The sequence below is a fragment of the Microbacterium sp. LWO13-1.2 genome, assembly GCF_038397725.1.
Taxonomy (GTDB): domain Bacteria; phylum Actinomycetota; class Actinomycetes; order Actinomycetales; family Microbacteriaceae; genus Microbacterium.
On the sequence record NZ_CP151634.1, the window covers coordinates 817,424 to 836,831 of the forward strand.

Here is a 19,408-nt window from a genome sequence, read left to right on the forward strand (position 1 = left end):
GCGCCTCAGCGCTGAGGCGTGCGCAGCTCCCCGCCGACGGGCCAGCGCCCGTTCAGCCGGTGGAACTCGATGTGCGCGAGCAGCGGCGACACGTCGTAGGCCGCAAGGTTGACGCTGAACTTCGTCCCTGTCGAGGACTTCACGAACAGCATCCGCTGTCCTCCTCGGTCGACCATCCGATAGTCGGCGATGTCGCTGTAGCGGATCACCTTGGCGACGCCGAAGATGGTCGCGAAGGCGATCTCGTCGCGCCCAGGGGCGATGTACCAGTTGTTGTACATCAGCAGGAACAGCAGCCCGCCGGCGACCATCACCACCGAGGCGATGCGGAACGGAACCGGGTCGCGCATGTTGCCGCTGCCGAACGCCAGCAGCGACATGAACAACCCCAGACCGAGCAGCACCCAGGCGGTGATCAGGACGAACTTCGGCATCCGGATGCGGTCCGGCTGGCTCTTCGCACGATTCGGCTTCTTGAAAGCCCGTCGCACGAGGACCACCACCAGGATCAGCGCCGCCGCGAAGAGCAGGAACTTCAGCACGACGGCGGTGATCATCTACTGACGGTACCAAGGGTTGCCCCGTCGCTCGCGCCGAAGCTCGGTCGTTGAGCGAGGGAGCGCAGCGACCGAGACGAAACGCGTCGATCCCACGGTCGACGTCGCACGACGCGTTTCGTCTCGCTGCGCTCGCTCAACGAGCAGGAGATATCAGCGCCGCGTCTTTCGTCCCGTGCGCGCCGGCGTTGTCACGTCGAACAGCTCCGGATGCCGCGCCCGCACCGCCTCGAGGTCGTCGAAGACGAAACGGAGATGCTCGCGAAGCGCGCCGATGGCGGCATCCGCATCACCTGCGGCGAGCGCGTCGAGCACCCGCTCGTGGTCGTCGACGTAGTCCTGCACGGCACGGGTCGCACTCATGCCCACGTAGCGGGCACGGTCGAGATGGCCCTTCGCCGCACTGACCGCCGCCCAGGCGTTGGCGTGTCCGGCGAGTCCCAGCAGGGCGCGATGGAACTCTTCATCCAGCGGGTAGAACGCGTCCCGATCGGATGCGGAGCGCTGACGGGCGATGATGTCGCGCAGCATCCGCTCGTCGTCCTCCGACGGCGCAGAGCATGCCGCGAGGGAGGCGAGCTCGATGGCCTCGCGGATGAACTGCGCCTCGCGCACCCGGTCGGGATCGATGCGGGTGACGTAGGTGCCGCTCTGCGGCCGCACCTCGACGAGCCCCTCCTGCGCGATGAGCAGCAGTGCCTCGCGGACCGGCTGGCGGCTGAGGCCGAGAGCCGCCGCGAGCTCGTTCTCGGACAGCAGCGCCCCGGGGGCGAACACGCCGTGGACGATGTCGTCGCGGATCCGGCCGTAGGCGAGCGCACGCGCGGTGGGGCGGATCACGGGCTCGGGCATACGGTCACGATAGCTTGACGCAACTGGTATGGCAGTGACACGATAGTCATTGCCATACCAGTTTCGCGGCGTGTGCGTCGCAACGAGCGCAGGAGCAAAGATGCCCATCGACAAGGCCGAAGTCATCGTCACGAGCCCTGATCGCAACTTCGTCACCCTCAAGATCACGACCGCCGACGGAGTGACCGGGCTCGGTGATGCGACCCTGAACGGCCGCGAACTCGCCGTCGTCGCCTACCTCACCGAGCACGTCGTCCCGCTGCTGATCGGCGCCGACGAAGACCGCATCGAAGACACCTGGCAGTTCCTCTACCGCAGCTGCTACTGGCGCCGCGGGCCCGTGACGATGGCCGCCATCGCCGCCGTCGACATGGCCCTCTGGGACATCAAGGGCAAGAAGGCCGGCATGCCCGTCTACCAGCTGCTCGGCGGAGCATCCCGCACCGGACTCCTCGCCTACGGCCACGCGTCCGGCAAGGAGATCCCCGAGCTCTTCGACTCGGTGCGCTCGCACCTCGAGCAGGGCTACCGTGCGATCCGCATCCAGACCGGCGTGCCGGGGCTGAAGGCCATCTACGGCATCGCCTCCCAGTCGGCGGATGCCGGGGGCGGCGAGTCCCGCTACGACCACGAGCCCGCCCGGCGCGGCGCGAAGCCGGTCGAGGAGGACTGGGACACCCGCTCGTACCTGCACCACCTTCCCGGCGTCTTCGAAGCCGTGCGCAACGAGTTCGGACCCGACATCCCGCTGCTGCACGACGGTCACCACCGGATGACGCCGATCCAGGCCGCGAAGCTCGGCAAGTCGCTCGAGCCCTACGACCTGTTCTGGCTCGAGGACTGCACCCCGGCCGAGAACCAGGAGGCGCTGCGCCTCGTCCGCCAGCACACCACCACTCCGCTCGCGATCGGCGAGATCTTCAACACGGTCTGGGACTTCAAGGACATCATCCGCGACCAGCTCATCGACTACGTGCGCGGCGCCGTCACCCACATGGGCGGCATCACCGCTCTCAAGAAGACCCTCGACTACGCCGCGATGTACCAGATCAAGTCGGGCATGCACGGCCCGACCGACATCTCGCCCGTCGGTATGGCGGCGGCGATGCACCTGGGCCTCGCGATCCACAACTTCGGCATCCAGGAGTACATGCAGCACGGCAGCCGCACGAACGAGGTGTTCCAGCAGTCGTTCACCTGGCAGAACGGCCTGCTGCACCCGGGCGACAACCCGGGTCTCGGCGTCGAACTCGAACTCGATGAGGCGGGCAAGTACCCGTACGAGCAGGCCTACCTGCCGTACAACCGCCTCGCCGACGGCACCGTTCACGATTGGTGAGAGTGGCGAACCGTCTGGGCGGGGGTTCTGCGTAGGCTGACGCCATGAGCGAGACGATGAGGTCCGACCGCATCCGCCAGGTGATCGTCGCCGTCACGGTGCTGGCGGCCGTGGTGCTCGCGTTCGTGGGATCCGGAGTGCTGGGAGGCACCCCGATCAAGGATGCCGCTGGCGGCGCGTTCGCCTCGGATGCGACCGTGCTCGCGCCCACCGGGGCCGCGTTCGGAATCTGGTCGGTCATCTACCTCGGCCTGTTCGGCTACGCAGTCTGGCAGGCGTTCCCGGCCCAGGCAGCCAAGCCCATCCATCGCGCGGTCGGCTACGGGGTCGCCGCATCATCGCTGCTCAACGCGGTGTGGATCGCCTGCGTGCAGGCGTCGCGCATCGCTGAATCGACGGTGATCATCGTCGTGCTGCTCGTGGTGCTGCTGGCGACTTTCGCCCGGCTGCGCCGTCGGCCCCGCCGCGGGACCGTCGCCGAGATCGTCCTCGTCGACGGCACGGTCGGGCTCTATCTCGGATGGGTCACCGTCGCGACGGCGGCGAACCTCGCCGCCTGGCTCGCGGCGATCGGCGTCGACGGATGGGCGGAGGCACCGGCCTGGCCGGCCATCGTCGCACTCTGCGTCGTCGGCCTGCTCGCGATCGCCACCGCGTGGAGCGGCGGACGCTGGGCACCCGCCGTCGCGACCTACTGGGGGCTCGCCTGGATCGCCGTCGAACGCTGGACCGGTGCCCCCGCGGAACCCACCGTCGCCTGGACGGCGATCATCCTCGCGGTCGTGGTTCTCGGCGTCAGCGCCTGGTCGTTCTTCCGCCGAATCCGCAGAACCTGAGGACCGACGCGCGAAGTAGGCTGAGGCCATCATGCAACCCCTCTTCGACTTTCTCGGGCAGTACTGGTGGCTGGCGTTCCCGTTCCTCGGGATGGCCGGCGGTGCCGCGAAGGCGTGGGAACAGGGCGCGAAGCGCCGGCACGAGCGTCGCATCGAGACGCTGCGCGTGAAGGCACAGCTGAAGACGGCTGAGTTCGAAGCCCGCGCGCTCACTCAGCAGCAGAAGCGCGGCGGACCGCAGATCGTCGACACCACGGCATCCGTCGCTCCGAACGAACTCCTCGGCAGGCTCTTCACCGAGCACGACGAGATCACCGCCCGCTGGCTGGACTACGAGCTCGACGTGGCCAAGCTCATCGCCTTCCCGGCGATGAGCGACGGACGTCAGCCGCTGACGGCCGCGTTCCTGCGGGCGAAGAAGGCGGCGGATGCTCTGCGCCCGACGTCAGCCGGCGCCAAGGTGACCGAGCAGCAGGTCTCCGAGTACCTCGACGCGGTCGGCAACTACGCCGTCGCGTTCGAGATCGCCGAGAAGGACGCCCGGCGCCTGCGCGACTCGACCTTCACCGCACCCGAGCGCAAGCGCCTCGAGCGCGCGCAGCAGCTGCTCAAGGTCGCCATCGATGATTCGGCTACGCAGGCCGAGCGCAACGTCGCGTACAAGCGCGTCCGTGAAGAGCTCGACGGCCTGATCCTGCTCTCCGACGATGCCGTCACCGTGCTGGAGAAGCAGGTCGCCCGGGAGATCGCAGCACCGGCCCCGAAACCGGCGACCGAGCCCGAGCGGATGCCGCAGGCCGACCCGCGGCGCCTTCCCGATGCGAACGGCTGATCGGTGACCGACCCTGTGGACGACGCGTCTCCGCTGCGCGTGGGAATCGTCGGCGCCGGCGGCATCGCGCCACCGCACATCACGGCCCTCCTCGCTCTCGGCGTGCAGGTCAGCATCCTCGCCCGCAGCGGCGCTCGCGCACTCGCCGATCGCCACGGCCTCACGCTCGTCGAAGACCTCGACGACCTGATCGAGCACGTCGACGTCATCGACATCCTCACGCCGACGACCACGCATGCCGAGATCGCGCTGCGTGCGATCGCCCGCGGAAGAGATGTCATCTGCGAGAAGCCGCTCGCCGCAAACGCCGACGAGGCGGCCGGCCTGGTGCGTGCGGCTGCGGACGCCGGCATCCGACTGTTCCCCGCTCATGTCGTGCGGTACTTCAGCGACTACGCCTGGGCGAAGCAGGAGATCGACGCGGGGCGCATCGGCGAGCTCGTCGAGCAGAATCTGCTGCGCAGGGTCGCCGCGCCTCCCAGCGGATGGTTCTTCGATGAGAAAGCCGGGGGCGGACTGATCCGCGATCTGATGATCCACGACCTCGACCAGGCCGTCTGGGTCGCCGGCCCTGCGACGACGGTGTCGGCCACCCAGGATCCGCCGTCGGGCGCTGGCCGAGTCACTCCGCCGGTCCGTGCCGAGGTCGTGCTCACGCACCGCAGCGGCGTCGTCAGCCGCGTCCGCGCCGAGTGGGCCAAGGCGGGGACGCCGTTCCGCACCCGAGCCGAGTTCATCGGCACGGGTGGAGTGCTGCGGATCGGGAACGACGACGACTCCGAAGATTCGGCACCCCTGCTGCACGTGCCGCCGGCATCCGACACCGACCCCTATCTCGCCCAGCTCGCCGACTTCGTCGAGGCGCTCCGCGAGCGACGCGATGCCCGGGTGTCGCCGGCGGACGGCGTCGCGGCCGTGGCCTTGGTGGATGCGGCGTACGCATCCCTCGCATCCGGGCAACCCGTCTCGCTCGGCGAGTGAACCGAGGCCGAAGCACTCGACCTGACGGTCAGTACTCCTGGAATGCCGGCGCCTGCGCGCGCTGCGTGGCGGCCGCCTGACGGTTCAGCCCCTCGCACCAGCTCGGATACAGACGGAATCCTCGCTTGCCCGGGCCTCGCACCGACGTGACGCCCAGCTCCGCAAGATGCGCGGCGGTGAACCGGAACACTCCGCGCCCGCCTCCCTGCTCCACGAAGACGAGCAGGCCTGCGGCGGGATCGCTGCTGCCGAACGGCACCGTCTTCCCGTCACCGTCCCGACGCCAGAACGCCACGAACGCCCCCGGCTTGGTCGGCGTGTTCCGCGCGGTGCGGATGTGCCACGCAGCGCCGTCGATCTCGATCCGACCCGATTCGTAGTCGCTGTTCTGCGGCTCAGGGACGACCGACGCTGAGATCCCCTTACCGGCCGCGTAGGTCTCGAATGCGCTGAAGGTCATCCGAGCCACGCTACAGCGACGCGCCTCCCGCGGTCGTCAGACCCCGCTCGATGCGGTCCGCCGCGGCGTCACCCACATCGTGATGTCGGCGTGCACCACGACCGCGCCACCGGGATCGGTGACATCGACGGAGACGATCACGTCACGCGCCTCATCCGCGGCCAGCGTCTCCAGTCCCTCGATCGTGCCGACGGCGGTGAGCGTGCCCTTCGCCTTCAGGAGGTACCCGACGTTCATGCCCTTGGGGATCCAGCGGTGCGTCTCCGGCAGCGAGAAGTCGATGGTGGTGCCGGCCACGAGCTCGGCCAGGTTGCAGCACGCGATGGCGTGCACGGTGCCGATGTGATTGTGCACTCCCCACCGGTCGCGGATGCGCGCTTCGCCGCGCCCCGGCTCGAGCGAGACGATCATGGGGCGGATGGTGCGGAAATACGGAGCCTTCATGCTCACGATCGCGCTGAAGATCCGCATGCCGAGCGGGCGGGTACGCAATGCCTGGTACGTCTTCTTGATGGGGGAGGTCGTCATGGTTCTCCTTGTCGCGGCCTCCCGGCATCCTGGCATCCTGCGCTCGATTCGCAGGAGTAAGCTGTCGACTCGGGCCAAAGGCCCCCGAGAGTCCGAAAGGCGGTGATGGCGATGTCCGACGATAGTTACGGCGCCGCCCTCGCTGCGTCGCGACTCCCTGCGCTTGCGCGTTGAGCATCCGCTCCGCATTCGCACGTCCTTCTCTGCAGCCGTCGGCGGCGTCATCCCCGCACCCCTGACGAAAACTGCGCACTCAGCCTGAAGCTGACGTGCGCCTGCGAGAACGGAAGCGCATCATGGCGCTCATCGACAACGGCGTGTACGTCCACGGGCGTCGCGTGGAGACCCTGACCAACCTCGACGACACCTCGCGCACGCTCGGTGCGCTCGGCGGCATCGCGTGGATCGGCCTGTATCGGCCGAGCCCGCAGGAGGTCGCGTCGGTCGCACGCGAATTCGACCTGCATCCGCTCGCCGTGGAGGACGCGCTCTCCGGTCATCAGCGCTCGAAGGTCGAGCGCTACGGCGACACCCTCTTCGCGGTGCTGCGCCCCGCCCGCTACCGCGACGAGCAGGAGTCGATCGAGTTCGGCGAGCTGCACCTGTTCATCGGCCCCGACTTCGTCGTGACGATCCGGCACGCCGAGTCGCCGAATCTCGCGGCAGTGCGCCGACGCATGGAGGCGAACCCCGAGCTCCTCGCGATGGGGCCCGAGGCCGTGCTGTACGCGATCCTCGACGAGGTCGTCGACGAGTACGAGCCGATCGTGGCCGGTCTCGAGAACGACATCGACGAGATCGAGGACCAGCTGTTCGGCGACAGCGACGACGACGCTCTCTCCCGGCGCATCTACCAACTGTCCCGCGAGGTGATCAACTTCCAGCGCGCGGTGCATCCGCTGAGCGGGATGCTCGAGTGGCTGCGCCGAGGATCCGACAAGTACCGCATCGACGAAGAGCTGCAGCGCTCGCTGCGCGATGTGCTCGACCACGTCATCCGGGTCAACGAGCGGGTGGACTCGTTCCGGGCGATCCTGGAGAACGCGCTCACCGTGCATTCCGCCCTGGTCTCGCGCCGTCAGTCCGATGCGAGCCTGGCGCAGAACGACGAGATCAAGAAGATCTCGTCGTGGGCGGCGATCATCTTCGCGCCGACGCTGGTCGGCACCGTGTACGGCATGAACTTCGACGTGATGCCGGAGCTGCACTGGACGTACGGCTACCCGCTCGCGATCGGCGGGATGGCGGCGTTCGCGGTCGCGCTGTACGGGGTGTTCAAGTACAAGAGATGGCTCTGAGCGGGACGACGGCGGCGCCGCGGTAGGGTGATCACCGACGGAGGGATACCGCGTGATCACTCGGTTCGAGGAACTTGACTGGCAGCAGACCCCGATCGGGGACCTCATGCTGCGGCGCCGCACGGAGCCGGCGGTGGGCCAGGAGATCTACGAGGTCAAGCTCGGTGACGAGTACCTGATGTCGAGCCTGTTCACCGTCGCCGAGGAAGAACTCGCGAACCTCGGCCTCGCCGCCGTCACTGGCGACGATCTGTCGGTGCTGGTCGGTGGCCTCGGACTCGGGTACACGGCGGTCGCCGCGCTGCGCGACGACCGGGTGCGTGCGCTCACGGTGATCGACCGGCTCGACGCGGTGATCGGCTGGCACGAACGGATGCTGCTGCCGGCGTCGACCGAGCTCGTCGGCGACGCCCGCACGACCCTGGTCGAGGATGACTTCTTCGCCGTCATGCGCGCAGAACCCGCAGAAGGGCATCCGGGTTACTCCGCCATCCTGCTCGACGTGGATCACTCGCCGCGCCATCAGCTGGATCCGACGCATGCCGACCTCTACGACGCTGCCGGTCTGCGCCGCCTCGACCGGCACCTCGCTTCTGGCGGCGTCTTCGCCCTGTGGTCGGATGACCCGCCCGACGACGTCTTCATGGTCGAACTCGACGCGGTGTTCGACGACACCGCCGCCCACATCGTCGACTTCGACAACCCCGTCACCGGCGGCGTCTCTTCCAACACGGTCTACGTCGCGCGCAGTCGACGCTGAGACGGGAAGACCTCGAGGGTCGGCTCGGTTGCACGTACAGTCATCCTGATCCGCCTCGAAAGGACGCCATGCGCATCGATCTGACCGGCAAGACCGCCCTCGTCACCGGCTCCACCCAGGGAATCGGGCGCGCGATCGCCGCGACATTGGCGGATGCCGGAGCGCGCGTCGCCGTGAACGGACGAAAGCCCGACGTCGTGGCATCGGTCATCGCCGAGCTCACGGCGGAGTCCGCCGATCGCGACCTCATCGCCGCACCGGGCGACGTGACGACCGAGGCCGGCGCCACGGCGGTACTCGACGCGACGGGCGACGTCGACGTGCTCGTGAACAACCTCGGCATCTTCGGGGCGACACCGGCGCTCGAGATCACCGACGAGGAGTGGCGCCGGTACTTCGAGGTGAACGTGCTCTCTGCGGTGCGCCTGACCCGCGAGACGCTGCCCGGAATGACGCAGCGCGGCTGGGGACGCGTGCTGAACATCGCGAGCGACTCGGCCGTGGTCACCCCGACCGAGATGATCCACTACGGAATGTCGAAGACCGCCCTCCTCGCCGTCTCCCGCGGTTTCGCGAAGGATGCCGCCGGCACCGGCGTCACCGTCAACTCGGTGCTCGCCGGACCCACGCACACCGGCGGCGTGGAGGATTTCGTCTACGAACTCGTCGACCGCTCGCTGCCATGGGACGAAGCACAGCGCGAGTTCATGAAGGTGCATCGCCCGCAGTCGCTGCTGCAGCGGCTCATCGAGCCGGAGGAGATCGCGAACATGGTCGCCTACCTCTCCTCTCCGCTGGCATCGGCCACGACCGGCGCTGCGGTGCGCGTCGACGGCGGCTACATCGACTCGATCGTGCCCTGACGCTCGCTCCGGTCGCGGCGTCGAGGACTCGCTCAGGTCGGCCGCCCGACCAGAAGCACGAGTCCACGGCGTCACGAGTGCGTCGCTGTCTTGGATCTCAGCTGGTTGGATCGTCAGTTCAGCCCTGGTGCCGCGGTCCTGGCGATCTCCGCGGCGCGGATCGTGTTCGAGACGACCATCCGCGCCTGCGACCAAGGAGCCACGACGCGTGCGGACGCGCCGTCAGCGAGCAGCGCGCGGATGAGTCCCTCGAATCCCAACGAGATGTTCGGTTCCTCCGTGTCGAGTGCGACAGAGAGGATGCCGTCGGTCGTGACCAGCTCCACGGCATAGGCATCGGCGCCGGGGACCCCGGTGACAAGCACCTGCACAGGGATGTCCTGAAGACCGCCCCCGAGCCGAAGCACACCGTCGATACCAGCCGCGTCCTCGGACCGCGTCGCCGATACGCCGCCGCCCCTCCGGGTCCATCCCGAACCACCGGTGAGATCCGCGCCGGGAAGAAGGGTGTCAACCATCTCCCAGGCGTGCACACCGACCGTGACGAGGGTTCCACCCCCGAGAACCGGGTCATCCTGCCAGTCACGGCCGGGCTGCTGGAATGCGGCGTTGTCGTGCTGGGCGTACACGCGTACGCCCAGCACATGTTCGGCGACGACCTCGGCGGCGAGGGCCGTGAGCGCAGGAGCGAAGCGAAGGACAGAGCTCGTGCCGACGGGGACCGCTGCGGCGGTGATGGCACGGTCGACGGCGGCGAAATCCCTCATCGACGCCGCGATCACCTTGTTCACGAAGACCGGAGCGGTTGCGCCAACGGCGCCGAGCGCGCGAAGGACTGAAGTCACCTCGTCCGGCCGGGGCGTCGCGATGACGATGTCGGGTTGCAGCCGAGTCAGCCCTTCGACGGAAGGCACATTCGATCCGCCGAAACGTGAAGCGAATGCCAGGCTCGCCCGCGTATCGACGTCGTACACACCGACGATCTCAGCTCCGAGCGAGAGAACGTTTCCCGCATCGGCGTGAGGGTGTGAGTGCGCAAGGCCGGCGAATGCCACACGCAGCGGCGATTCAGTCATGCCATCGACGACAGCTGTGCACGGTCGATCACGTGCGCGAGGGCTGCACCCCCGCAGAACGCGTCGAGCTCGTCGGCGATGATCCGCCCCTGACGCAGCCGGCCCTCGGTCGTTCCGGCCGCCCGATGCGGTGTGAGCAGCACGCCGGGAAGCGAGCGGAAGGGGCTGTCGGCGGCGAACGGCTCCTCATCGAACACGTCGATCGCGGCAGTGAGACGGCCGCTGCGCAGCTCGTCGACGAGTGCGGCCTCGTCGACGAGCCAGGAGCGCGCCGTATTGACCAGGCCGGCGCCGTCGCGCATCAACGCGAGCTCCCGGCTGCCGATCAGATGATGCGTCTCCGGCAATGTCGGTGCATGCACTGCAACGATCTGTGCGCGAGTCAGCGCCTCGTCGAGAGAGACGAGTTCGGCGCCCAGCCCAGCCGCGGCGGCCGGGTCGAGTGTCGGATCGACGACGAGCGGGTCGGCGCCGAGAGCGCGAATCAGCTCGAGATAAACGCGTCCGGTGCGCGACGCTCCGATCACGGCGATCGACGCCCCCAGAATCTCGTGCTGCGCTCCGGCGCCAACTGCCTCGTACCACCCTTCGCCCTCGCGCAGCGCGTTGTGCAGTTCGGGCACTCGGTGAAGCAGTGCGAGCGTGAACGCCAGCGACACCTCCGCCACCGAACGCGCCATCCCGGCGCCCGCTTGGGTGACGACGATGCCGCGGTCAAACAGCTCGTCGGTCGCGAACGGCTTGATCGTTGCCCCCGTGTGCGCAATGAGCTGCAGCTTCGGCAGCGACGAGAGCACATGTGCGTCGAAAGGCTCTGCCCCCCAGCTGGTGATGACCACTCGGGCTTCGCCCAGGTCGGCGTCCGGCAGTCGGTCCACCCGCTCGAATGATCCGCCGAGACGCGCGGCGGATCCGCGAAGCCGCGCCTGGTCGGCTGCAGAGAAGAACTCCGCGAACAACTCGGCGTTCACGACGGCGACGACGGTCGGGGCGCTCGTCACGGCAGTCATCGCAACCACGCCTCGAGGTTCTCGGCGATGAATGCGTCGTCATTGAGCTCGGGGTAGGCCTTTCGAACCCGTTCGATCTCGTCCGCCTGACCGGGCGAGAGCCCCTCGGCCGGGTCGAGACACCACACGCCTTCGAGGAGGCCCTGCTGCCGGAGCATCTCATGCACCCCCGCGATGACGCCGTGGAAGTCGTGCTTCGGGTCGAAGACCGCCTGATTGACGTCGACCATGTCTGAGGCGAGGAGTCCGAGCTCGCGGTAGGCGTCAGCATCGCCCTCCATCGCGCGACGCACCCGCTCCAGCAGCGCGACCGCAGCACGAGTGCCGACCGCCCACTGGCCGAGGAGTCCGCCGACGAATCGGAGCGTGCGCCGACCGGACGGGGAGTCCACGTGGAACTCCGAGAGCAGATCGGCGACGATCGCGTCGTCATTGCCCGTGTAGAGCGCGATCTCGTCGGCGCGACCGGAGGCCGCGACACCGCGCACCAGTTCCAGCGTGCGATAACGATCGAAGGGTGCTGCCTTGACGGCCACAACAGCGGGGATGGAGGCGAACTCGCGCCAGAACTCCCGATCGAGCACGGGGCCTCCAATGGCGGTCTGCAGGTAGAACCCGACGACCGGCAGCACCTCCCCCACCGCGCTGGCACGGTCGAGCAGCGCCCGATCGTCTGCGCCGTCCACACGCGGGCTGACGAGCACCGCGTCGTATCCGAGATCACGAGCGAGCGTCGCCTCGGCGACCGCCTGCGCCGTGCCCCCGGCAACCCCGGCGATGCGGACGAAGGCGGCCCCGGCGCGCGCATCCATCTCCTCAGCCGCGAGCGCGAGAACCGGCTCGAACAGCGCGTGCTCCGGGTCGCGGATCTCGAACTGGGTCGTGTGCACCCCGACCGCGATGCCGCCGGCGCCGGCGTCGACGTAGTAGCGGGTGAGCGCACGCTGACGACGCTCATCGAGCCGACCGTCTGCGGTGAGGGCCAGCGGGTGTGCAGGGATCACGCTGCCGCGCGCGAGGGTCGTCGCTGCCTCAGGACGCAGCGTGGGCACGGCCATCAGAACTTCCCGTCCCGCACGGACCACTTGGTGGGCTTGGCGGTCATCGGCAGCGCATCCGCGATCCAGTCGGCCTGCATGCGGATGAGTGTCTCGGCCGGCACGGACGGGTAGCCGAACAGCGCCATGCACCGGCGCGCATCGCTGAGAAGCGCGGTGGATTGCGGCTCGTCGATGAGCGTGACCTCGCGGTCGAACAGGGTACCGAAACGGCGGGCGATCGACTCGACGCTCAGCAGTTCAGGGCCGGTGAGGTTGATCGTGAACGGCACGGTCGACGCGTGCACGAGGCTGCGCAGCACCACCTCGTTCGCGTAGCCCTGCCAGATCACGTTGACATTCGCCGTCGCGACCGAGACGGGTTCGCCGGCGTGCACGGCGCTGCCGATGTCGGCGAGCACGCCATAGCGCAGGTCGACGGCGTAGTTCAGACGGATGATCGCCACTTTCGTTCCGCGCTCCTGTGCGCCGAACTCGAATACGCGCTCCCGCCCGAGGCAGGACTGCGCGTATTCCCCGATGGGAGCGGGAGCGAGCTCCTCGGGTGCTCCGCCAGACGATGCGGGCACGAAGGGGTAGATGTTGCCGGTCGAGAGCACCGAGATCGCGCTGTCACGGTAACGGCGGGCCACCCGGTCGGGGAGCGCGGCATTGACCTCCCACGCCCACGAGGCGTTAGTCGCGGCCCCGAACTTCGCACCGACCATGAACACCACGTTCGGAGCATCGGGAAGTGATGTGAAATCGTCGTTCTCGATCAGGTCGAACGACACGACGTTCACGCCCGCCGCCTCCAAGCGCTCTCGGATCGTGACGTCACCGAAGCGGGAGACCGCGTAGACCGCGTCCTCCTGACGGCCTGCGGCATCCATCCCTCGACGGGCGAGCATCGCCAGCGTCGGGCCCATCTTGCCTCCTGCGCCGAGAATGACGACGTCACCCTTTCCCTTGGCGAGGTCATCGATCAGTTCGGCGCTCGGTGTGGCCAGAGCCTCTTCGAGTTCGTCCTCCGAAGAGAAACTGTGCTGAGTCATGCGGTGCTATCCCTTTCTTCTCAGCCTTTGATGCCGGTACCGGCTACACCCTCCTGCACGTACCGCTGAGCGATGAGGTACGCGAGGAAGATGGGCAACAACGCGACGACCGACCCTGCGAGCATGGTGCTCAGCGGAACGTTCTGCTGCTGCAGCGACGAGATGCCGACGGTGAGTGTGAACATCGAGTTGGACTTGGCGATGATGAGCGGCCACAGGAAGTCGTTCCAGTGCCACAGGAACACGAAGATCCCAAGGGTCGCGAGGATCGGCTTGCATAGCGGGAGCACGATCCGCAGGAAGATACGGAACTCGCCGGCGCCGTCGATGCGCGCGGCCTCGAACAGCTCATCAGGAAGCCCCTGGATGAACTGGCGCATCAGGAACACGGCCTGAGCGTTCGCCAGCGACGGCAGGATCAGACCCCAGTAGGTGTCGACGCCGCCGAGGTTCGCCATCAGGATGAAGGTTGGGATGAGGGTGACATGGAACGGCACCATCACCATCGCGAGGAACGACCAGAACATCACTTCTTTGCCACGGAAGCGCTTCTTGGCGAAGGCGTATCCTGCGAGCGCCGAGAGGAACAGAACGGCGACGACCGAGACGAGGGAGTAGATGAGCGTGTTGCCCAGCCACCCGATGATGTTCTGGCCGCTGAGCACCTGTTCATAGGCCTCAAAGGAGATATCGGCCCAGGGCAACAGCGAACCGGGGAGTTCGACGACCATGCCCGGCTTCAGGCTCAGCACGACCATCGCGTAGAACGGGAAGAAGCTGAGAATGCCGGCAAGACTCAGCCAGATCCATCGGATGAAGATGCCCCAGCGTGTGGGCTCGAGGGCACGGAACGCGCGACGCTTCTTCGACGTCATCCTCGTCGATGATGGCGTCTGCCCCTGCGTCTGCGTCGACTTCGGCGGCTGCAACAGAGCGGTCATTTCTGTCTTCCGATCACAAGGCGCTGGATGAGGGCGACGGCCAAGGTCATGATGAACAGCGCGACCCCCACGGCGGCCGCGTATCCGTAGTCGAAGTAGCGGAAGCCCTGGTCGTACAGCAAGTAGACGAGCGAGTAGCTGGCGTTGGCAGGGCCGCCTTGGGTCATCACATAAATGACGTCGAAGACCTGGAACGCGGCCGTCGTCTCGATCACTGCGAGGAAGAACACGGTCGGGCGCAGGTGCGGAAGGATGATCCATCGGAAGCGTTGCCAGGCGCTCGCCCCGTCGACCAGCGCCGCCTCCTCCAGCTCTCGAGGCACGTCTTGCAGTGCCGCAATCATGATCATCATGCCGTAGCCGAAACGGGCCCAGACACCGACGACGATGATCGCAGGGATGACGAGGACGGTACTGCCGAGCCAGGATCCGCTCAGGCCCAGGGGCGACATCAGCGCCGACCAGGGGCCGTTCGCAGAGAAGATCCAGACGAAGATCGAGCCGGCGAGCACCAGCGACGTGATTACCGGAAGGAAGAAGATCGAGCGGAAGAAGCGGGCTCCCCTGAAGGCTCGACGCACGCCCAGCGCCATCACCGTCGAGAGCACGAGCGAGATCGGCACGGCGAAGATCGTGTAGGTCACCGTGGTGCCCAGCGCACGCCAGAACAGCGGATCGGCGACGAGGCGCTGGAAGTGGTCGAGGCCCCGCCATGCGATCTCGCCGGTGATGTCGTAGTCGAAGAGACTCAGAGCGACACCGACGATGCTCGGACCGAAACGGAAAGCGATGAAGAGGAGGAACGCGGGGAGCACGAACAGGAAAGCCACACGCGCTTCCCGTCGGGCCAGCACCCGCGCGACCCGCCCCATGGGCTTCTTCGCCGTAATTGCCGTCGTCATTGTCGTTACCTCACGTGGGGAGAGTGGCGGAGGAAGAGGGCGTGCGGTGTACTCCCGCACGCCCTCGATCTTGCTACTTCTTCAGCAGCGGTGCAGCGGCGTTCGCGGCATCCTTGAGCGCGTCCGCCGGGGACTTCTGCCCGAGGAGAGCCGCCTGGATCTCCGGCGACAGAACACCCATCAGCGCACGCGAGCTCGCGTCGAGCTCGCCCACCGTGGTGTCCGGCACGTACTTCTCGACCTCGCCGAGCAGCGGGTCGTCGGCGTAGAGCGGTTCTGTGGTGCTCAGCGCGGAGAAGAAGCCGGCCGCCTTGAGGTACGGCTCGACGATGTCTGCCCCGGTCGCGAACTCCGCGAACTTCGCCGCGGCATCCTGCGCCTTCGAACCCTTGAGCACCGAGAGCGAACCGACGGTGCCGTATGCGATGGATTCCTTCTCGCTGAGCGGCGCCAGGACCATGATGTTCTCCGCGCCCCAGAACGACGAGACTTCGGTGACTGCGTTGTTCCACGTGCAGCCCACCTTGCCCTGTGCGACGGCAGTCTGCTCCAACGGGACGTTGGTCGTCAACGCCTCGGGGTCGAGCGCACCGGACGTTGCGAGATCCGTGAGGAAGGTGAGAGCCTGCTCACCTGCCTTGGAATCGAACCCGACGTCACCGTCCTTCGTATACACCGCACCACCGGCCTGCCAGAGCAATGGATAGAACGTGAGGTTCAGGGTGTTCTCCGCCGACGCCGGATAGTTGAGGGCGTACATGCCCTTCTCCGTGAACTTCGGCGCCATCTCGATGATGTCGTCCCAGGTCTTCGGGTACTCGGCGACACCCGCCGCTTCGAACGCCGCGGCATTGCAGATGAGCGGCATTGCACTCGTGAGGATCGGAGCGCCGAGAATGTCGCCCCCGATGGTGACCGATGTCTTGACGTTCGGGAGCAGGTCGCCTTGTCGTTCTTCGCTGAGCATGTCGTTGAGCGGGGCGATCGACTTCTGGTAGGCCGCGAGCTGATCTGGGATCAGATAGACGACGTCGGGGCCCTTGCCCGCTGCGATCGCAGTCTGGAGCGCCTCGTCGCGGTTCGCCCAAGGGAAGATCTCGTATTTGACGTTGACGTCTTTGTTCTCCTTCTCGAACGCGGCGATCGTCGTGTCCCAGAAGTCCTTGTGCACCGCTTCGTCAGCGATGACGGGGTAGAGCCAGACAGTGATGTTCTTCTCTCCGGATTCGGCGTTTCCGCCGCCGGCCGAACATCCTGCCAACAGCGTCACGGCCGCGATACCCGCGGCGACGCCGGTGAACTTGCTGACGCGCATGGTGCTCCTTTGCTAATGCCGTGCAGGGTTGTTGCATATTATGCCACCTCGAAGGGATAATCCGTCAACCCCCAACTTCCTCCCGCATTTTCCCGCTTATTTCAGGGATATAGATGGCTCTAGCAATCTGAAACATGACTGTGCTAATTTGTTCGCGATCGTCAACGAGGACGGAAGAAGGACTGTGCAATGAAGAGGAAGCTTATTCGCGGCGCGGCCTTTGCCCTGGTCGCCCTCCTGCTGGCAGGAACGAATGTCGCCACGAACTCCCCGTCGGCCAGCGCTTCGACGCCATCGCTCATCACCAACGGCGGGTTCGAAAGCCCGCCACCGGGAAGTTCTCCAGGAAGCATCCCCGGATGGAGCGCGTACTACGGCGTCTCCGGCTCCACCCGCTCAACTTCGGCGGCGCACGATGGGGCATATGGCGTCACGATGGTCGACGCCACGGCGACTGCTTCTGCGGGACTCGAGACCGACCGGTTCACGGTGCAGCAGGGATCGACGTATCGAGTCGCCGCCGACGTGAAGATGACGACCGGCCAGCCGTGGATCTACCTGCTGTTCTACAACGCCGCAGGCACACGAATCGGCGACAAGAATCAGCGTTTCACCACGGTGCCACTCGGATCCTGGACGACGATCGCCCTGGAGGGCGTGGCACCCGCAGGTGCCACCAAGGCCTCAGTACTCCTCTACTCCTCCCTCTCAGGGATCACCACCGCCAATTGGGACGAGATCGCCGTCAGCAAGGTGAGCACCACCTCCTGGGCGCGCGAGGACCTCGGCGTCCAACTCACCCAGGTGACGTCTCTGCGAGCAGCGACGGCGACGCTCGCCGACGGCCGCGAGATCGCCTACATCCCCGTCCAGGGGACGACGTGTTCGCTCAGCGTCTTCGACATCACCAACGACACCGTCCTGGCGAACGTCGCCGGACCGCCCTCGTGCAAGAACGCGTGGGGTGTCGCTGCCGACAGTCTCGGCACGGTGTACATCGGCGCGAATGACGGCCATCTCTACAAGTACACGATCGGCGGCACCGCGTTCGTCGATCTCGGGGTTCCGGTGGCGAACGGCCAGAACATCTGGGGGCTCGACATCGACAGTTCTGGCCGGGTGTTCGGCGGGTCGTACCCGTCGGGCTCGCTGTGGTCCTTCACTCCGAGCACGGGCGCTTTCCGAGACTACGGTCAGGTGTCGCCGGGGTCTGCGTACGTCCGCGATGTCGCCGTAAGCGGCGACAAGGTCTACGCCGGGTTGGGCACGACGGCTGCCAAGTTCGTACAGATCGATATCGCCACCGGGGCCGTGAGCGACATCCCATTGCCTGCGTTCCTCGCCGCCGACAAGCTCATCTACGACGTCGACGCCAGATCGGGCAAGATCTTCGTACGCGGATCGGATACGAAGGCGCTGGCCGCCTACGACATCACGGCAGGAACCTGGACCGGACTCATCGACGGGAGCGTCGGACTCGAGGTCTCACCCACCGATGCCGCCGGCAACATCTACTTCGTAGGGGCCGACTTCGCAGTGAAGCGGTACTCGAGTTCGGGAGTCCTGACGAACCTCAACGTCTTCCCCGGTGCAGCAGTGCGTGCTTCTGCGATCATCGACTACACCGGTGGACCGTTCAGCGGCCCAACCTTGGCACTCACGACGATCCGCGGCAAGATCTGGCTCTATCACCTCGCAAGCGGGGCGGTCGCGGAACTCGCGCCCCCCATCACCGGACAACCCGCGACGATCGCGACCCTCGAACGGGGACCTGATGATCGGATCTACTCGAGTGCGCTTCAATCGGGTGGTCTTTCTGCCTTCGACCCGGCGACGAGTACGACACACGAGTACCCGCAGGGGGTCCTCGGACAGGCAGAGGGGGCGATCGCCGTCGGCGACGAGCTGTATCTGGGCGTCTATCCCGGCGCACATCTGATGGCGTTCGACCCCACCCAGCCGCTCTCCGCGACCAATCCAGGAGAGTTCGCGTCGCTCGAGGGCGACCTGCAGGATCGTCCATTCGCCTGGGCGAGTCAGGGGAATCAGATCATCGCAGGAACCGTCGCCACCTACGGGCACCTCGGAGGGTCGATCGCTGTCATCGACGCGACGTCGAAATCGGTGACGAAGTACGTCAACATCATCGCCGACGAGAGCATCACGGCGCTGACGTACGTCGGCCCGGACCTGGTGCTGGGAGGAACCTCCGTCTACGGGGGCCTCGGATCGACTCCTACCCAATCGGCTGCGTCGCTCTTCCTGTTCAAGCCCAGTACCGGCGCACTGATCTGGTCCGGCAAGCCGTTCGCCGGCGAGAAGGCGATCACCGCTCTCAAGGTCGCATCCGACGGCTCCATCTGGGGCGTGACTGTAGGCAAGCTGCTGCAGTTCGATCTCGACAGCCGAACGGTTCTCCGCACTTTCGACATCGCCACCGTCGAGTGGAACGCGCTGGGTCCGGTCTGGAAGTCGGCGAACATCGAGATTTCGTCGACAGGGGAGATGTACATCAGCGCCTGGGGCAACCTCTACGCGTTCGAAACCACGACGTACCGCCTGAAGCACATCGTGGCGGGTGCGAACCACATCGCCGCCGGCGCCGATGGCGAGCTGTACTACTCATTCAACGAGCGCCTCTGGGTGGCGACACCGCAGTAGCCAATTAAGACAGTGTCATGTGATAATTATCACGAGCACCTGTCGCGAGTAGGTAAGCGTCGATAAGAAGACGGATGCAAGAGCTGCGCTGTTATTACGACAGTG

19 protein-coding genes are annotated in these 19,408 nt (G+C 66.7%); 8 read left to right on the top strand and 11 right to left on the bottom strand.

Features of this window, described 5'->3' with window-relative positions; genetic code table 11:
* Positions 1–5: 5 nt before the first annotated feature.
* Together MRBLWO13_RS03855 and MRBLWO13_RS03860 are read right to left on the bottom strand one after the other, a co-directional pair.
* The gene (locus MRBLWO13_RS03855) at positions 6–557 is read right to left on the bottom strand and encodes a hypothetical protein (protein WP_341976475.1); all 552 of its coding nucleotides are present in this window, start codon (positions 555–557) and stop codon (positions 6–8) included.
* Positions 558–710: 153 nt separating this feature from the next.
* A complete protein-coding gene (locus MRBLWO13_RS03860; RefSeq protein ID WP_341976476.1) occupies positions 711–1,409 on the bottom strand; it encodes a GntR family transcriptional regulator in 699 nt (232 codons plus the stop codon).
* A 100-nt stretch (positions 1,410–1,509) separates the two neighbouring features.
* Between MRBLWO13_RS03860 and manD the strand changes: the two genes are divergently transcribed.
* Genes manD through MRBLWO13_RS03880 form a run of 4 tightly spaced genes read left to right on the top strand, consistent with a single transcriptional unit; the run spans position 1,510 to position 5,397 of the window.
* Positions 1,510–2,748 carry a D-mannonate dehydratase ManD gene (gene manD / locus MRBLWO13_RS03865; protein ID WP_341976477.1) on the top strand — a complete coding sequence of 413 codons (1,239 nt, stop codon included), beginning with the start codon at positions 1,510–1,512 and terminating at the stop codon, positions 2,746–2,748.
* A gap of 44 nt (positions 2,749–2,792) precedes the next feature.
* On the top strand, positions 2,793–3,584 hold the full coding sequence (locus tag MRBLWO13_RS03870; RefSeq protein ID WP_341976478.1) for a tryptophan-rich sensory protein: 792 nt from the start codon (positions 2,793–2,795) through the stop codon (positions 3,582–3,584).
* Between the two features lie 31 nt (positions 3,585–3,615).
* Positions 3,616–4,416 carry a hypothetical protein gene (locus tag MRBLWO13_RS03875; protein ID WP_341976479.1) on the top strand — a complete coding sequence of 267 codons (801 nt, stop codon included), beginning with the start codon at positions 3,616–3,618 and terminating at the stop codon, positions 4,414–4,416.
* Positions 4,417–4,419: 3 nt separating this feature from the next.
* Positions 4,420–5,397 carry a Gfo/Idh/MocA family oxidoreductase gene (locus MRBLWO13_RS03880; RefSeq protein ID WP_341976480.1) on the top strand — a complete coding sequence of 326 codons (978 nt, stop codon included), beginning with the start codon at positions 4,420–4,422 and terminating at the stop codon, positions 5,395–5,397.
* 28 nt (positions 5,398–5,425) lie between these two features.
* Here MRBLWO13_RS03880 and MRBLWO13_RS03885 read toward each other — a convergent pair whose 3' ends face one another.
* Positions 5,426–5,857, bottom strand: coding sequence for a MepB family protein (locus MRBLWO13_RS03885; protein ID WP_341976481.1), 432 nt, complete (start codon positions 5,855–5,857; stop codon positions 5,426–5,428).
* A gap of 36 nt (positions 5,858–5,893) precedes the next feature.
* Entirely contained in the window at positions 5,894–6,385 is a 492-nt protein-coding gene (locus MRBLWO13_RS03890) for a hotdog fold domain-containing protein (RefSeq protein WP_341976482.1), read from the bottom strand.
* Between the two features lie 296 nt (positions 6,386–6,681).
* Here MRBLWO13_RS03890 and corA point away from each other — a divergent pair, with 296 nt between their 5' ends.
* From corA to MRBLWO13_RS03905, 3 genes are all read left to right on the top strand, one after another.
* On the top strand, positions 6,682–7,683 hold the full coding sequence (gene corA, locus MRBLWO13_RS03895; RefSeq protein ID WP_341976483.1) for a magnesium/cobalt transporter CorA: 1,002 nt from the start codon (positions 6,682–6,684) through the stop codon (positions 7,681–7,683).
* 52 nt (positions 7,684–7,735) lie between these two features.
* Positions 7,736–8,443, top strand: coding sequence for a spermidine synthase (locus MRBLWO13_RS03900; RefSeq protein ID WP_341976484.1), 708 nt, complete (start codon positions 7,736–7,738; stop codon positions 8,441–8,443).
* A 68-nt stretch (positions 8,444–8,511) separates the two neighbouring features.
* Complete coding sequence (locus MRBLWO13_RS03905) at positions 8,512–9,306, top strand: SDR family oxidoreductase (RefSeq protein WP_341976485.1); 795 nt, start codon at positions 8,512–8,514, stop codon at positions 9,304–9,306.
* A 113-nt stretch (positions 9,307–9,419) separates the two neighbouring features.
* On the opposite strand, the gene MRBLWO13_RS03910 is transcribed toward MRBLWO13_RS03905, so the two are convergent.
* From MRBLWO13_RS03910 to MRBLWO13_RS03940, 7 genes are all read right to left on the bottom strand, one after another.
* Positions 9,420–10,382 (bottom strand): hypothetical protein, encoded by a 963-nt coding sequence (locus tag MRBLWO13_RS03910; protein ID WP_341976486.1) that lies wholly within the window; start codon positions 10,380–10,382, stop codon positions 9,420–9,422.
* The gene (locus MRBLWO13_RS03915) at positions 10,379–11,392 is read right to left on the bottom strand and encodes a hydroxyacid dehydrogenase (protein ID WP_341976487.1); all 1,014 of its coding nucleotides are present in this window, start codon (positions 11,390–11,392) and stop codon (positions 10,379–10,381) included. The genes MRBLWO13_RS03910 and MRBLWO13_RS03915 overlap by 4 nt, the downstream gene beginning before the upstream one ends.
* Entirely contained in the window at positions 11,389–12,450 is a 1,062-nt protein-coding gene (locus MRBLWO13_RS03920) for a dihydrodipicolinate synthase family protein (protein ID WP_341976488.1), read from the bottom strand. The genes MRBLWO13_RS03915 and MRBLWO13_RS03920 overlap by 4 nt, the downstream gene beginning before the upstream one ends.
* The gene (locus MRBLWO13_RS03925; RefSeq protein WP_341976489.1) at positions 12,450–13,484 is read right to left on the bottom strand and encodes an epimerase; all 1,035 of its coding nucleotides are present in this window, start codon (positions 13,482–13,484) and stop codon (positions 12,450–12,452) included. Before MRBLWO13_RS03925 ends, MRBLWO13_RS03920 begins: the two co-directional genes overlap by 1 nt.
* A 20-nt stretch (positions 13,485–13,504) precedes the next feature.
* Positions 13,505–14,425: a carbohydrate ABC transporter permease gene (locus MRBLWO13_RS03930; protein ID WP_341976490.1), complete on the bottom strand. Its 921-nt coding sequence runs from the start codon at positions 14,423–14,425 to the stop codon at positions 13,505–13,507.
* Positions 14,422–15,327, bottom strand: coding sequence for a sugar ABC transporter permease (locus MRBLWO13_RS03935; RefSeq protein WP_341976491.1), 906 nt, complete (start codon positions 15,325–15,327; stop codon positions 14,422–14,424). Before MRBLWO13_RS03935 ends, MRBLWO13_RS03930 begins: the two co-directional genes overlap by 4 nt.
* Before the next feature lie 73 nt (positions 15,328–15,400).
* Positions 15,401–16,642 (bottom strand): extracellular solute-binding protein, encoded by a 1,242-nt coding sequence (locus MRBLWO13_RS03940; protein ID WP_341976492.1) that lies wholly within the window; start codon positions 16,640–16,642, stop codon positions 15,401–15,403.
* A gap of 189 nt (positions 16,643–16,831) precedes the next feature.
* On the opposite strand from MRBLWO13_RS03940, the gene MRBLWO13_RS03945 reads away from it, so the two are divergent.
* On the top strand, positions 16,832–19,303 hold the full coding sequence (locus tag MRBLWO13_RS03945; protein WP_341976493.1) for a carbohydrate binding domain-containing protein: 2,472 nt from the start codon (positions 16,832–16,834) through the stop codon (positions 19,301–19,303).
* Positions 19,304–19,408 lie beyond the last annotated feature (105 nt).

What these genes read in the sequence shown, in the direction of transcription:
- MRBLWO13_RS03855 (WP_341976475.1), bottom strand. Translation starts at nt 557, where the DNA reads ATGATCACCGCCGTCGTGCTGAAGTTCCTGCTCTTCGCGGCGGCGCTG.
- MRBLWO13_RS03860 (WP_341976476.1), bottom strand. Translation starts at nt 1,409, where the DNA reads ATGCCCGAGCCCGTGATCCGCCCCACCGCGCGTGCGCTCGCCTACGGC.
- manD (WP_341976477.1), top strand. Translation starts at nt 1,510, where the DNA reads ATGCCCATCGACAAGGCCGAAGTCATCGTCACGAGCCCTGATCGCAAC.
- MRBLWO13_RS03870 (WP_341976478.1), top strand. Translation starts at nt 2,793, where the DNA reads ATGAGCGAGACGATGAGGTCCGACCGCATCCGCCAGGTGATCGTCGCC.
- MRBLWO13_RS03875 (WP_341976479.1), top strand. Translation starts at nt 3,616, where the DNA reads ATGCAACCCCTCTTCGACTTTCTCGGGCAGTACTGGTGGCTGGCGTTC.
- MRBLWO13_RS03885 (WP_341976481.1), bottom strand. Translation starts at nt 5,857, where the DNA reads ATGACCTTCAGCGCATTCGAGACCTACGCGGCCGGTAAGGGGATCTCA.
- MRBLWO13_RS03890 (WP_341976482.1), bottom strand. Translation starts at nt 6,385, where the DNA reads ATGACGACCTCCCCCATCAAGAAGACGTACCAGGCATTGCGTACCCGC.
- corA (WP_341976483.1), top strand. Translation starts at nt 6,682, where the DNA reads ATGGCGCTCATCGACAACGGCGTGTACGTCCACGGGCGTCGCGTGGAG.
- MRBLWO13_RS03905 (WP_341976485.1), top strand. Translation starts at nt 8,512, where the DNA reads ATGCGCATCGATCTGACCGGCAAGACCGCCCTCGTCACCGGCTCCACC.
- MRBLWO13_RS03910 (WP_341976486.1), bottom strand. Translation starts at nt 10,382, where the DNA reads ATGACTGAATCGCCGCTGCGTGTGGCATTCGCCGGCCTTGCGCACTCA.
- MRBLWO13_RS03915 (WP_341976487.1), bottom strand. Translation starts at nt 11,392, where the DNA reads ATGACTGCCGTGACGAGCGCCCCGACCGTCGTCGCCGTCGTGAACGCC.
- MRBLWO13_RS03920 (WP_341976488.1), bottom strand. Translation starts at nt 12,450, where the DNA reads ATGGCCGTGCCCACGCTGCGTCCTGAGGCAGCGACGACCCTCGCGCGC.
- MRBLWO13_RS03925 (WP_341976489.1), bottom strand. Translation starts at nt 13,484, where the DNA reads ATGACTCAGCACAGTTTCTCTTCGGAGGACGAACTCGAAGAGGCTCTG.
- MRBLWO13_RS03930 (WP_341976490.1), bottom strand. Translation starts at nt 14,425, where the DNA reads ATGACCGCTCTGTTGCAGCCGCCGAAGTCGACGCAGACGCAGGGGCAG.
- MRBLWO13_RS03935 (WP_341976491.1), bottom strand. Translation starts at nt 15,327, where the DNA reads ATGACGACGGCAATTACGGCGAAGAAGCCCATGGGGCGGGTCGCGCGG.
- MRBLWO13_RS03940 (WP_341976492.1), bottom strand. Translation starts at nt 16,642, where the DNA reads ATGCGCGTCAGCAAGTTCACCGGCGTCGCCGCGGGTATCGCGGCCGTG.
- MRBLWO13_RS03945 (WP_341976493.1), top strand. Translation starts at nt 16,832, where the DNA reads ATGAAGAGGAAGCTTATTCGCGGCGCGGCCTTTGCCCTGGTCGCCCTC.